At 62.7% G+C, this 12,680-nt stretch carries 12 protein-coding genes; 7 read left to right on the top strand and 5 right to left on the bottom strand.

The window, feature by feature from the left end; genetic code table 11:
• Positions 1-37 precede the first annotated feature (37 nt).
• Positions 38-388, top strand: coding sequence for a hypothetical protein (locus KI235_RS19220; protein ID WP_013693699.1), 351 nt, complete (start codon positions 38-40; stop codon positions 386-388).
• A 47-nt stretch (positions 389-435) separates the two neighbouring features.
• Here the strand turns inward: KI235_RS19220 and KI235_RS19215 are convergent, their stop codons facing one another.
• Positions 436-867, bottom strand: a complete 432-nt coding sequence (locus KI235_RS19215) for a GNAT family N-acetyltransferase (RefSeq protein WP_038858252.1) — start codon at positions 865-867, stop codon at positions 436-438.
• Positions 868-1,031: 164 nt separating this feature from the next.
• Between KI235_RS19215 and ggt the strand changes: the two genes are divergently transcribed.
• The 4 genes from ggt to KI235_RS19195 are packed head-to-tail and all read left to right on the top strand — an operon-like array spanning position 1,032 to position 5,238.
• Complete coding sequence (ggt, locus tag KI235_RS19210; protein ID WP_003203297.1) at positions 1,032-2,759, top strand: gamma-glutamyltransferase; 1,728 nt, start codon at positions 1,032-1,034, stop codon at positions 2,757-2,759.
• Positions 2,760-2,799: 40 nt separating this feature from the next.
• Positions 2,800-3,333 (top strand): cysteine hydrolase family protein, encoded by a 534-nt coding sequence (locus KI235_RS19205; RefSeq protein WP_003203296.1) that lies wholly within the window; start codon positions 2,800-2,802, stop codon positions 3,331-3,333.
• An 11-nt stretch (positions 3,334-3,344) separates the two neighbouring features.
• Complete coding sequence (locus tag KI235_RS19200) at positions 3,345-4,571, top strand: helix-turn-helix domain-containing protein (RefSeq protein ID WP_212795249.1); 1,227 nt, start codon at positions 3,345-3,347, stop codon at positions 4,569-4,571.
• A gap of 34 nt (positions 4,572-4,605) precedes the next feature.
• Positions 4,606-5,238: a DUF5074 domain-containing protein gene (locus KI235_RS19195; protein WP_212795248.1), complete on the top strand. Its 633-nt coding sequence runs from the start codon at positions 4,606-4,608 to the stop codon at positions 5,236-5,238.
• A gap of 49 nt (positions 5,239-5,287) precedes the next feature.
• Here KI235_RS19195 and KI235_RS19190 read toward each other — a convergent pair whose 3' ends face one another.
• A complete protein-coding gene (locus KI235_RS19190; protein ID WP_003203289.1) occupies positions 5,288-6,148 on the bottom strand; it encodes a CAP domain-containing protein in 861 nt (286 codons plus the stop codon).
• Positions 6,149-6,327: 179 nt separating this feature from the next.
• Positions 6,328-7,293: a DMT family transporter gene (locus KI235_RS19185; RefSeq protein WP_244864259.1), complete on the bottom strand. Its 966-nt coding sequence runs from the start codon at positions 7,291-7,293 to the stop codon at positions 6,328-6,330.
• Positions 7,294-7,717: 424 nt separating this feature from the next.
• On the opposite strand from KI235_RS19185, the gene KI235_RS19180 reads away from it, so the two are divergent.
• Positions 7,718-8,848 carry a sensor histidine kinase gene (locus tag KI235_RS19180; RefSeq protein WP_039012861.1) on the top strand — a complete coding sequence of 377 codons (1,131 nt, stop codon included), beginning with the start codon at positions 7,718-7,720 and terminating at the stop codon, positions 8,846-8,848.
• A gap of 97 nt (positions 8,849-8,945) precedes the next feature.
• Positions 8,946-10,037, top strand: a complete 1,092-nt coding sequence (locus tag KI235_RS19175) for an SMP-30/gluconolactonase/LRE family protein (protein WP_003203277.1) — start codon at positions 8,946-8,948, stop codon at positions 10,035-10,037.
• Positions 10,038-10,197: 160 nt separating this feature from the next.
• Here KI235_RS19175 and KI235_RS19170 read toward each other — a convergent pair whose 3' ends face one another.
• On the bottom strand, positions 10,198-10,584 hold the full coding sequence (locus KI235_RS19170; RefSeq protein ID WP_027912007.1) for a DUF1850 domain-containing protein: 387 nt from the start codon (positions 10,582-10,584) through the stop codon (positions 10,198-10,200).
• Positions 10,581-12,608, bottom strand: a complete 2,028-nt coding sequence (locus KI235_RS19165) for a TRAP transporter permease (protein WP_003203272.1) — start codon at positions 12,606-12,608, stop codon at positions 10,581-10,583. The genes KI235_RS19170 and KI235_RS19165 overlap by 4 nt, the downstream gene beginning before the upstream one ends.
• Positions 12,609-12,680: the final 72 nt, after the last annotated feature.

Genomic DNA, 12,680 nt, shown 5'->3' with positions numbered 1-12,680 from the left:
GTGCTACAGTCCGTTTTTTTCTTGATGAGTGAACGCAATGCGAATGTTGACCGTGGCCCTGGCCGCAACCTTGCTGGCCGGCTGCGCGGGTTCGGCGATGAACGAGGCCCGGACCCAGGCCCCTTACAAGACCTTGACCTCGGACAAACCCGAACAGGTCGTGGCCCAGTGTGTGCAGTTCTCCTGGCAGGACGAAGCGGTGTTTGGTGTCGATGCCGGCGCCTACCTGCAACCGGGCAAGAAGGGCGGCTCGACGGTCTACACCCGCTCTGCCGAATCGTTTGTCGATCTGCATGCCGGTGCGACAGGCACCGAGTTGAGTTATTACGCCAAGCATGACGACTTCGTGGCCAAGCGCCGGTTGGCGGCGTTGGCGACGTGTCTTTAAGCAGATAGGCCGATCGCGAGCAAGCTCGCTCCCACAGGGTTTGCGTTTCAATCTGTAGGCGTCAGGCGCTTCTGGAAGAAGAAGTGCTGGTGGCCTGGCGGGTAGTCGTCGATCTGGCCGATTTCCGTGAAGCCGTGTTTGCGGTAGAACTCCGGCGCCTGGAAGTCGAAGGTGTCCAGCCAGATGCCCACGCAGTTTTTCTCCCGGGCCAGTTCTTCGGCCATCTGCATCAGGGTCGAGCCCGTGCCCTGGCCCCGGGCCTGTTCCGGCACCACCAGCAGCTCGATATACAGCCAGCGGAAAAACACTCGGCCATAGAGCCCCCCGACAATTTCATCCTGTTCGTCCCGCACCAGCCAAGCCACCAGTTCAGGCACCGTCCCGCCGGTCTTGGCGGTGTTATAGGCGCGTAGCGGGGCGAGGATGGCTTGGCGTTCTTCGTCGGTGGGCGTGTCCGTGCGTTCGATTCGTAGCGTCATCGGCGATGTCCTTATGCAGTCAAGATGAACCGCAGGAGCCTATCTCAAAGGCTACCGTGGCGTCACCCGGTGGACGGGAGAACAGGCGCATTACGCAAACCAGGCCATACTAGCTAGTTGCTTGATGCGATCCCCGACTTTTTAAAACAAGAAGAGGCCGACTCATGAAGTTCGAATCCTTTGCCCGGACCCTCATTGCCACCACCCTGACCCTCAGCTGTTTGTATGCCCAGGCCGCCTCCCAGGCGCCAGTGGCCGCCGAGAACGGCATGGTGGTCACCGCCCAGCACCTGGCGACCCACGTGGGTGTCGATGTGCTCAAGAGCGGCGGCAATGCCGTGGATGCGGCGGTGGCGGTGGGGTATGCCCTGGCGGTGGTGTATCCGGCGGCGGGTAACCTGGGCGGGGGTGGCTTCATGACCCTGCAAATGGCCGATGGCCGCAAGACGTTCCTGGATTTCCGCGAAAAAGCGCCCCTGGCCGCCACGGCCAACATGTACCTGGACAAGGATGGCAACGTCGTCCCCGACCTCAGCACCCGCGGACACCTGGCCGTGGGCGTGCCCGGCACCGTCTCCGGCATGGAGTTGGCGTTGAAGAAATACGGCAGTAAACCGCGGGCGGAGCTGATCGCTCCGGCCATCAGGTTCGCCGAGGAAGGCTTTACCCTGGAGCAGGGCGATGTCGATCTGCTGGAAACCGCCACCGATGTGTTCAAGAAGGACATGCGTGACTCCGGGGCGATCTTCCTGCACAACGGCGAGCCCATGCAGGTCGGCCAGAAACTGGTACAAAAAGACCTCGCCAAGACCCTGCGGGAAATCTCCGCCAAGGGTGCCGACGGTTTCTACAAGGGCTGGGTCGCCGATGCCCTGGTCACCTCCAGCCAGGCCAACAAAGGCATCATCACCCAGGCCGACCTGGACAAATACAAGACCCGCGAGCTGGCCCCGGTGGAGTGTGACTACCGCGGCTACCACATCATCTCGGCGCCGCCGCCCAGTTCCGGCGGGGTGGTGCTGTGCCAGATCATGAACATCCTCGACGGCTATCCGATGAAGGACCTGGGATTCCATTCGGCCCAGGGCATGCACTATCAGATCGAAGCCATGCGCCACGCCTACGTGGACCGCAACAGTTACCTGGGGGACCCGGACTTCGTGAAGAACCCCATCGACCATCTGCTGGATAAAAACTACGCCGCCAAACTGCGGGCGGCGATTGAACCGCAAAAGGCCGGCGACTCGCAGAAGATCAAGCCCGGCGTGGCGCCCCATGAGGGCAGCAACACCACCCATTACTCCATCGTCGACCAGTGGGGCAATGCCGTTTCGGTCACCTACACCCTGAACGACTGGTTCGGTGCCGGTGTCATGGCAAGCAAGACCGGGGTGATTCTCAATGATGAAATGGACGACTTCACCGCCAAGGTCGGCGTGCCCAACATGTATGGCCTGGTGCAGGGCGAAGCCAACGCCATCGCGCCGGGCAAGGCGCCGTTGTCATCCATGAGCCCGACCATTGTCACCAAGGACGGCAAGACGGTCATGGTGGTGGGTACCCCGGGCGGCAGCCGGATCATCACCGCGACGTTGCTGACGATCCTCAATGTGATCGACTACGGCATGAACCTCCAGGAGGCTGTCGACGCCCCACGTTTCCACCAACAGTGGATGCCGGAGGAAACCAACCTGGAGACTTTTGCGGCCAGCCCGGATACCCGCAAGCTGCTGGAGAGCTGGGGGCACAAGTTTGCCGGCCCGCAGGACCCCAACCACATTGCCGCGATCCTGGTCGGTGCGCCGTCATTGGGTGGCAAACCGGTGGGCAAGAACCGCTTCTATGGCGCCAACGACCCCCGTCGCAACACTGGGTTGTCGCTGGGGTATTGAGTTATCGCGCGGCTGCGATATTGTTTGAAGAGGGAAGGTCATGAACACCGCATTGCTGATCATCGATGTCCAGAACGCGCTGTGCTCAGGCGAAGAGGAATGCTTCGACAGCCAGCGCATCATCCGGACCATCAACGAACTGGCGGCCAAAACCCGGGCCCTGGGCTTGACGGTGATCCTGATCCAGCACGAAGAGTTGGAAGGCTCGCTGACGTATGGTTCTGCCGCCTGGCAACTGGCCGACGACCTGCTGACCGCTGCCGATGACCTGCGGGTGCGCAAGACCACCCCCGATGCCTTCTACCAGACCGACCTGCAACCGTTGTTGCAGGCCCGAGGCATCGACCGCCTGGTGGTCTGCGGGTTGCAAACCGACTATTGCGTCAACGCTACCGTGCGCCAAGCCCATGCCCTGGGGTACGACGTGGTTTTGGCGGCCGATGCCCACTCCACGGTGGACAACGGCAGCATGGCGGCTGAGCAGATCATCGCCAATCACAACAACCGATTGGGGCGGCTGAGCAGTGCGGTATCGCGGATCGACGTGGTGCCGGCTGCCGACATCCGCCTCTGACCCCAAGACCGATGACAGCTGACCCTCTGATCACCGCAGCGGCGCGAGCACTGGCGGCGGGGGACCCTGTCGCTGCGCTCAATCGCGTCGCGCTGCGCAACGATGCCCCGGCCCTCGCGCTTCGCGGCATTGCCATGGCGCAGTTGGGGGATCTGGTTCGGGCCAGGGCCCTGATGCGTCGGGCGGGCGCGGCCTTCGGGCCCAAGGAGGCCGTGGCACGGGCGCGTTGTGTGGTCGCCGAAGGCGAAATCGCCCTGGCGTCCCGTGACCTGGCTTGGCCGATGAAGCGCCTCGACGCCGCGCGGGCGGTGCTCGAAACCCACGACGACCGGGCGAACGTTGCGCACGCCCACACGATCGAAATCCGGCGGCTGCTGTTGATCGGTCGGCTCGACGAGGCCGAACGCAGGCTCGTTGACCTGGAGCTTGCCTGCCTGCCCTTGGCATCACGGGCGGCTTGCGAGTTAGTGGCTGCGGGAATCGCCATGCGACGGTTGCAAACACAGGCCGCCCGCGCCGCCCTCGAACGGGCCGGGCAAGCCGCAGGGCAAGCGGGAATCGGCGCGCTGAGCGCCGAAATTGAAAGCGCCTGGCGGCTACTGCGCACACCCGCCGCGCGGCTGATCGCCCGAGGCCAGGAGCGCTTGCTCCTGCTGGAAGAAGTGCAAGCGCTGTTGGCCGGGCCGGCGTTGGTGGTGGACGCGTGCCGCTATGGGATCAGCGGCGCCGGCATTCAGGTCCGCCTTGCCCGGCGTCCGGTATTGTTCGCCCTGGCGCGAGGGCTGGCTCAAGCCTGGCCTGGCGACGTGCCAAGGGAAACGCTCATGACCCAGGCCTTCGGCTTGAAACTGACGGATGAATCCCATCGCGCCCGGCTGCGGGTCGAGATGGGGCGGTTGCGTGCCACGCTTCGTCCGTTGGCTGACGTGAGGGCAACCCAGCGCGGTTTTACCCTGATGCCGCGACATGCCGACGAGGTCGTGGTGCTGGCGCGAGTCGTCGAGGAGCCCTACGCAGCGGTGCTGGCATTGCTGGCCGACGGTGAAGCCTGGTCCAGTTCAGCCCTGGCGCTGGCGCTGGACATCAGTCAGCGTAGCGTGCAACGGGCCTTGGAGACACTGGCCGCCGCCGGTAAGGCGCAGTCGTTCGGGCGCGCCAGGGCCCGTCGCTGGTTGGCGCCACCGATGCCTGGATTCGCGACGGTATTGTTACTCACTGCGCTGCCATCGGAGGATTAGGCTGCAGTCACACCCCACTGATGAGGCGAGTGAGATGAAACGTTCAGAGGCACAGATCCTGCGTGAATACGGTCCTTTCCCGGGCGTCGATTGCGTGCATGGCGTGAGCCATGACGGCGAGCGCGTCTGGTTCGCTTCAGGCGACAAGTTGTATGCCCTCGATCCCGTCAGTGGCCAGACCGTGCATTCGCTCGATGTCCCGGCGAATGCGGGCACGGCGTTCGACGGTGAGTATTTATTCCAGATTGCCGGCGACAGCATCCGCAAGATCGATCCACGCACCGGTCAGGTATTGGCGACGATTCCGGCCCCCAACAGCGGTGATGATTCCGGCCTGGCGTGGGCCGAAGGATCACTCTGGGTCGGTCAGTACAAGGCGCGCAAGATACTGCAGATCGATCCCGCCGACGGAAGGGTCCTGCGCACCATCGAATCCAACCGCTTTGTCACGGGCGTGACCTGGGTCGATGGAGAGCTTTGGCACGGCACCTGGGAAAACGACGAGAGCGACCTGCGACGTATCGATCCGCAAACGGCGCAAGTGCTGGAAAGCGTGACGATGCCACCCGGGACCGGTGTGTCGGGGCTGGAGTCCGACGGGGCCGACCGGTTTTTCTGTGGCGGCGGTGGCAGTGGCAAGGTGAGGGCGGTTCGTCGGCCGGCGTGAGAGGCGGCAGATTTGCCATAGCTCCCTGGCCACAAAGGTGTCCGTCACATCACGGCGCACCAAGCACCATCGTCCAGTACACCCCCGCATCACTGCGCGAATCGCTGGCGGAAGCTGCGCCCATCTGGGTGAACATCGGGTTCATCAGGTTGGCGCAGTGCCCCGGGCTGTCCAGCCAGTCTTGCATGGCCTGGCTCGGCGAGCGTTGACCAGCGGCGATGTTCTCGCCCAGTTTATGTCCGCGAAAGCCGGCGCTCTTGGCGCGATCGGAAGAGGAGCGACCGTCCGGATCGCGATGGGCGAAATAGTTCTCGCGGGCCATCGACCGGCTGTGGCCTTGGGCGGCGGTTCCCAACGCGGCGTTCCAGCTCAGCGGCCGGGCCGCCGCAAAGCGCTGGCGCCCGCACATCCGTGGCTTGGCCCTGGCGGCGTTGACCTGGGCCAGCAGCGACTTGTCCGACGCACCCGCGTCGCTCATCCGTGTGCCAGCCATGGGTTGCGCCAGCACCACGCGCCATTCATCACCGACCCGATTGACACCGATGTCGGCGTACTGGTTGTCCAGCAGCGCTGCGCAATGTTCGTCGGCCAACATGTCGAAGGCTTCTTCGGCGTCCCGCGCATCGGTCAGGCGGATGCTGCGCACAGCCCGGGCTTGATAGCCGGCGTCTTTCAAGGTTTCCCGCAGGCCACCGCGAAAGCCCATCGGCAAGCCCAGGCTCGAACGCAGTACCAGTGGCTGGGTGGCACGCACCGTGCGCCATTCACAGCGGCGCGACTGGCTGCGGAAATCGTTGATGGCGTCCACCAGCTGCCTTTCGCCGCGGGCATGGGCGGGGCTGGCAAATAAGGGAAACAGGGCAAGCAAGCACAGCGAAACGAAACGGCAAGAGCGAACAGGGTGGCGCATGGGGCGAACGGCTCAAGAAGGGGGAGGTGCTTTAGCGCCAGGCTTGGCGCCGATCAGCTGGAAAACCCGTCGCTGCAGATCGGCGGGGTTTTCACGGCTGGGGTAGGACTGTCGGTTTTGAAACAAGTTTCAGGAAGGCGAAGAGTATCTGCGGTCTGGCACAACTGTGTTCAGTGGGTTCAATTCGCCGTTTCAGCCACAGGCACCTTGACCCGTTCGACCTTGCGATAGGTCAGCAGCACGATGCCCGTCACCACAATCGCGCCACCCATCACCTGGCCCGGGTTGAGCATCTGGTCCAGCACCAGCCAGCCGATCAGCAGCGTGGCCAGCGGTTCGATGTTCATCACCGGGGCGTTGCGCGGCATGTCCAGGCGGGGCACGGAAATGAACAGCAAAGTGAAGCCGGTGCCGTAGAGCACCACCAGGGTCGCCAGGGCGAACCAACCGGTGCTGCTGGCTGGCAGGTCGAAACCGCCGGGCAGGGCACCGGTCAGGCCGGCGAGGTTGACGCTGCTGAAGACGATGAAGATCGTCAGCAGGCTGCGGACCGAGCCGCGTACCTGGGACAACTTGTGATCGGTGATCCACAGTGCGCAGGCAAAGGCGCAAGCAGCGCAAAAGGCCAAACCCACCCCCAGCAGCCATTGCGGGCCGACGCCTTGCCCAGACGATAACCGCGCCGGCACTTCCAGCACGAACACCAGCCCCACCAGGATCATGCCCATCAACGCGGCGGTGCGCGCCGTCGGGCGTGGCCCGCCCAGGGCCCAGGTCAGCAAAGCCAGCAGGATCGGAAACACGTTGCCCACCAACAGCGCCAACGCCACCGGAACCCGCGCCACGGCGGAGTACAGGCACAGGCTCTGGGCGCCGATCAACAGCCCCAGTGCCAATTGCCAGCGCCACGCACCGGGCGGCAGGCGCAGGCTCTGTCGTTGCCAGAGCACCATCGCAGCCAGCACCAGCAGCGTCCCGCCCGAGCGCAGCAAGATCGCCAGCAGCACACCGGCACCGTCATCGAACGCGGCCCGCGCGGCGACGTGGTTCCCGGCGAAGGCACAGCCCATGCATAGCAGGACGAGCACCGCGAGGTGGCGGGGTAACGGCGTGGGGGTGTCAGGTGCAGCGATGGGGCGAGTCATGGCAGGTGTCTCTATGGCGGCCGCCAAGGCAAAAGGTCCTGGATCGGCTGTTTTTAGTTATAGGTTGTCGTACGACTGTAAGGTTTTTACCTCGTGGGGTGCAAGGGACAAGGTCGGCAGGGCTGTACGCTCGGTATTTAGTTGCTTTGGCGTGTATATCCGTTTCTGCGGTAACGGCTACTTAGGGTTCCGCCTTTACGGCGGGTCACTTTCGAAAAGCCCGGAAGCCGGCCCAGTCGAAAGTAACCCGCCGTAACGGCGGAACCGCCAGCCGCCGTTACCGCAGAAAAGGATATACACCCCCCAAAAAAAACACAGCGGAATATCAAAATGAACAGCATTACGCACATTATCCGGTGCTTTGCTGTACAACAAACCTGGCCGCTGTGTCGTTTACAGCATCGCCCTTCTTGCGGAAAAACTCATGCGCCTGGCCGATTTCATTCTCGACAATATCGAGCCGATTCTTCAGGCGTGGGAAGACTTCGCCAAAACCATCACCCCCGCATCCATTGGCATGGATTCCGTGGCCCTGCGCGACCATGCCGAGCAGATGCTGCGCACCATCGCTGCTGACCTGCGCACCTCGCAAACGCGCAAGGAGGCAATTGCCAAGTCCCACGGGGAGGCCCCGACGGCGGATGCCGAAACCGCCGCCGAAACCCATGCGGTCATCCGCCAGTCCTCGGGTTTCACCGTGGAACAAATGGTCTCCGAATACCGGGCCCTGCGCACCAGCGTGCTCATGCTCTGGATGCCGCACACGCAGCTGGATCACAAACAGGTCATGGACGATCTGATTCGATTCAACGAGGCCGTGGACCAGGCCTTGGCCGAGTCCGTCGTCAGTTACTCGGGGGCGGTGGATGCGTCGCGCAACATCTTTCTCGGGATTCTGGGGCATGACCTGCGCAGCCCCTTGGGCGCGATCCTGCTGAGTTCCGAAGTGCTGCTGCGGGCGGGAGACCTGCCCGCCAAGGCCACCAAGATCACTTCGCGCATCTACACCAGCGTCAAGCGGGCCAACAAGATCGTCGGCGATCTGCTGGATTTCACCCGTACCCAACTCGGCTCGGGCATTCCGGTGCAGCGTTTCAACGGCGATCTGGTGGCCGCCTGCGAAGGCATGGTGGAGGAGGCGCGGGCCTATCACCCGGAAAGCGAAATCCGCTTTGAAACGACCGGTGCCCTGGAGGCGCGGTTTGATCCCGCCCGCATGGAGCAAGTATTTGCCAACCTGATTGGCAACGCCTTCCAGCATGGTGCCGAAGGCACGCCGGTGACTGTTTCGTTGAGCGTGGAAAAGGATATGGCCGTGATTGCGATCAACAACCAGGGCAAGCCTATCGAGAAAGAGGCCATTGCCAACATCTTCAACCCAATGGTCCGAAGTCTGTGCAGCGGTGAAATGCAGTACGGTTCCACGGCTGGGCTCGGACTTGGCCTGCACATCGCTTCGGCGATCGTATCGGCCCATCAGGGCACCATCAAGGTCCACTCGGAGGCGCAAGTCGGCACGACATTTACCGTTCGTATACCGCTGAACCCGGCCTGATCGACTGTCCGCAAGAGCAGATTCACATACTTGTACGATGTCTTATCACGTAGTAAAACTGTCGTCCCGTCCAATAATAATTAACGGAGACGCACCGATGGATGCTTCGCAATCTGCAACCGCCGCCGATCAGGGCCGCCGGGTATTCCTGAAAAAATCCCTGGTGGTCTCGGCCGCTGCCGCCGCCCTTGGCAATCTGCCAGGGCTCGCCCAGGCCGAACCCTTGAGCCAGCGTTACCCGGACCCGCTGATCAATATCCTTGACCCCAGCTTCATGGACTTGCGCATCTTCAACGCCAGCGTGGAGAAACTCGCCACCGGTCTGCGTTGGGCAGAAGGGCCGGTGTGGGTCGGTGACGGTCGTTACCTGCTGGTCAGCGACATTCCAAACAACCGCATCGTGCGCTGGGATGAAATCACCGGCAGCCTGTCGGTGTACCGCGAGAATTCCAACTTCTCCAACGGCATGTGCCGCGATCGCCAGGGCCGGCTGCTGGTGTGCGAAGGCTCCACCACCGCCAGCGAAGGCCGACGCATCACTCGCACCGAGCACAACGGCACTATCACCGTGCTGGCGGACAGTTTCGAAGGCAAGCCGCTGAACTCGCCCAACGACATCGTGTGCAAGCGTGATGGCTCGGTCTGGTTCACCGACCCGCCGTTCCAGACCGGCAACAACTACGAGGGACACAAAGTCACCCCCGCCCAGCCCCACGCGGTGTATCGCATCGACGGCGGAACCGGCAAGGTCAGCCGGGTGATCGACGACCTGGCGGGGCCGAACGGGTTGTGTTTTTCCCCGGACGAGAAAATCCTCTACGTGGTCGAAGGCCGGGCCAAGCCCAACCGCTTGATCTGGGCAATCACGGTCAAGGACGATGGCACGCTGGGGGAGCGGCGCAAGCACATCGAAGGCCTGGATTACGCGGCGATCGATGGAATCAAGTGCGACGAGAGCGGCAACCTCTGGTGCGGTTGGGGCGGCAATGGCGACCCCAAGGCCGACCTGGAAAAACTCGACGGTGTGCGAGTGTTCAACCCTGAAGGCAAAGCCATCGGGCACATCTCCCTGCCGGAGCGCTGCCCCAACGTCTGCTTCGGAGGGCGGGAAGGCAATCGGTTGTTCATGGCCGGCAGCCATTCGCTGTATTCGCTGTTCGTGAATACACGGGGGGCGACGTTTGCCTGATTGAGCGGTTCTCCATTGTGGCGAGGATACTGTGGGAGCAAAGCTTGCTCGCGATACAGGCGATGCGGTCTTTCAGAAATCGAGTCGCCTGTATCGCGGGCAAGCCTTGCTCCCACGGCCTAGTCACAAGGGTGTGTTCAGTGAGTATCCTCTGATGGGTTCAGGATTGTCCGCAACTCCATAGCTCCACGGTCGGCTGGCCCTCTGTCGGCGGCCCCAACCAATGACTCATCGGCCGGCAAGTGCCATCGAAGCACACTTGATAATCGCCGGCCTGCGGCGTACGGCCCAGCCTCAGCGGTTGCAGCGGCGGCATCTGGCGTTGGTAGTGCCAACTGCCATTTTCCAGTCGGGCGTTTTCGGGAATCTCCATGCCCGCGCCATTGCCTCTGACCCTGGCTTCACCCAGGACCAACCCTTGTGCGGTCACGCGATAATCTTCCTCCCAGCGGATCTTTTCGATGGTGTGGTTCCATGCCAGCGTGAAATCGGCAACGGGAAGCTGGGCCCAGACCACGCCGGACAGGCCCAGACACAGCCCGATCACGCCAAGGCCCGTCCGGCACGCCGCGAGCGCCAGATGTGCTGGAAAATCAGCAGCCCACCCAGCACGAAGCCAATCTCGTCGGTCAGCGGCAGGGCCACCACCAGCAACGCGCCAGCCGCAAAACACAACAGGCGCTCCCAGACCGGCATCTTCTGTTGCAGATAGCCGGTGGACGCCATGCCCCAAAGCCCGACGGCCAACAACGTCTTGATCAGCATGTACGCGGTCATCCACAGGTTGTCGCCCTGGAGCATCAGTGCCGGGTTATAGACCGCCATGAACGGAATGACGAAACCGGCGAGGGCGATGCGCACCGCCCAGAAGCTGATCTTCAGGCCACTTTCCCGGGCAATGGGCGCGGCTGCGAAACAGGCCAGCGCCACCGGTGGGGTCAGGTCGGCGAGGATGCCGAAATAGAACACGAACATGTGCGACACGATCAGCGGCACGCCCAGTTCCAGCAGGGCGGGCGCGGCGATCGAGCTGGTGATGATGTAGTTGGGAATGGTCGGGATGCCCATGCCCAGCACCAGGCAAGTGAGCATGGTGAGGATCAGCGACAGCAACAGGTTGTCCCTGCCGATGGCGAGGATGTAGCCGGCAAAAGTGGAGGCCACGCCGGTCAGCGAGACCACGGCGATGATGCTGCCTACCAAGGCGCAGGCGATCCCCACTGGAACGGCATGACGCGCGCCATCTACCAACGCGTGCAGACAGATGACCAGGGTTTCCCGCGTGCCTTGCATGAACCAGCAGACCACCACCAACACGCCGATCACCGCGAACACGACACCGATGCCCAACCGGAAAAAACCGACGCACAGCAGCCCCAAGGCGATCCAGAAGGCACAGCGCAAAGCATAGTTCGAGACCTTGAGAATGATCGCCGAGCCGAGAATCACGATGGCTGTCAATGCCAGGCCCACCATGCCGGAAAACAGCGGTGTGCGTCCGGAAAACAGCAGGTAGACCAACACCCCGAGCGGGATCAGCAAGTACCAGTTTTCCTTGACCGCGCCCCAGGCGCTGGGGCACTGGTCCTTGGGCAGGCCCTTGAGGTCGGAGCGTTTGGCTTCCAGGTGAACCATCCAGAACACCGAGCCGAAGTACAGGCACGCGGGTATCAATGCGGCTTTGGCGATTTCAACGAACGGCACATTGATGGTTTCGGCCATGATGAAGGCCACCGCGCCCATTACCGGCGGCATGATCTGGCTGCCCATGCTGGAAGTCGCTTCCACACCGCCGGCAAACGCGGCCTTGTAGCCGAAGCGCTTCATCAACGGGATGGTGAATTGCCCGGTGGTGACCACGTTGGCGATGCCTGAGCCGGTGATGGTGCCCATCAGCGCCGATGACACCACCGCCACTTTCGCCGGCCCGCCCAGTTTGTGGCCGAACAGGCCCATGGCGAAATCGGTGAACAGCTTGATCATGCCGGCCTTTTCCAGGAAGGCGCCAAACAGGATGAACAGGAAGATATAGGTGGCCGACACGTAGGTCGGCGTGCCGTACAAGCCTTCGGTGCCGAATGACAGTTGGTTGATGATTTGATCGACGCCATAGCCGCGATGGGCCAAATCCCCCGGCAGGTATTCGCCGAACAGGCCATAGGCCAGGAACAGGCCGCAGATGATCGGCAGCGCGATGCCCATCACCCGCCGGGCGGCTTCGAAGACCAGCACGATCAGGATCACGCCGATGATCATGTCGGCGGTAGTCAGGTCGCCAGAGCGCTGGATCAGGTCGGCTTCGAACACCCATTGATAGAGCGCCGTCGCCACGCTCCCCAGGCTCAGGACCCAGGCCAGGGGTTGCCAGGGACGCTGCTTGCCATAGGCCGGGTAGCTGAGGAACACCACCCACAGCAGGAAGCCGACATGCACCGCCCGCAGCACGATGCTGGAGACTGGAGAAAACGCGGCGGTGACGATCTGGAACACTGAAAACAGCAAGGCCACGTAAAACAGTGTCTTGGGCCAGTCCCGCGGGTCCGTGGCGATGCCGTGCTGGTCTTCACTCATGAGGTGCCTGCCTTCTGTTCACATTCAAGGGGCGAAAACACGATGCATCAACGGCGACGGGCGCCGTTGATG

The organism is Pseudomonas sp. St386, from assembly GCF_018325865.1.
Classification (GTDB): domain Bacteria; phylum Pseudomonadota; class Gammaproteobacteria; order Pseudomonadales; family Pseudomonadaceae; genus Aquipseudomonas; species Aquipseudomonas brassicacearum.
Note: the sequence above shows the minus strand (reverse complement) of the source record. Positions and strands in the feature narration are given on the sequence as shown.

Coding starts and splice junctions, on each gene's coding strand:
- KI235_RS19205 (WP_003203296.1), top strand. CDS start 2,800: ATGAACACCGCATTGCTGATCATCGATGTCCAGAACGCGCTGTGCTCA.
- ggt (WP_003203297.1), top strand. CDS start 1,032: ATGAAGTTCGAATCCTTTGCCCGGACCCTCATTGCCACCACCCTGACC.
- KI235_RS19190 (WP_003203289.1), bottom strand. CDS start 6,148: ATGCGCCACCCTGTTCGCTCTTGCCGTTTCGTTTCGCTGTGCTTGCTT.
- KI235_RS19180 (WP_039012861.1), top strand. CDS start 7,718: ATGCGCCTGGCCGATTTCATTCTCGACAATATCGAGCCGATTCTTCAG.
- KI235_RS19195 (WP_212795248.1), top strand. CDS start 4,606: ATGAAACGTTCAGAGGCACAGATCCTGCGTGAATACGGTCCTTTCCCG.
- KI235_RS19175 (WP_003203277.1), top strand. CDS start 8,946: ATGGATGCTTCGCAATCTGCAACCGCCGCCGATCAGGGCCGCCGGGTA.
- KI235_RS19215 (WP_038858252.1), bottom strand. CDS start 867: ATGACGCTACGAATCGAACGCACGGACACGCCCACCGACGAAGAACGC.
- KI235_RS19165 (WP_003203272.1), bottom strand. CDS start 12,608: ATGAGTGAAGACCAGCACGGCATCGCCACGGACCCGCGGGACTGGCCC.
- KI235_RS19185 (WP_244864259.1), bottom strand. CDS start 7,293: ATGACTCGCCCCATCGCTGCACCTGACACCCCCACGCCGTTACCCCGC.
- KI235_RS19200 (WP_212795249.1), top strand. CDS start 3,345: ATGACAGCTGACCCTCTGATCACCGCAGCGGCGCGAGCACTGGCGGCG.
- KI235_RS19220 (WP_013693699.1), top strand. CDS start 38: ATGCGAATGTTGACCGTGGCCCTGGCCGCAACCTTGCTGGCCGGCTGC.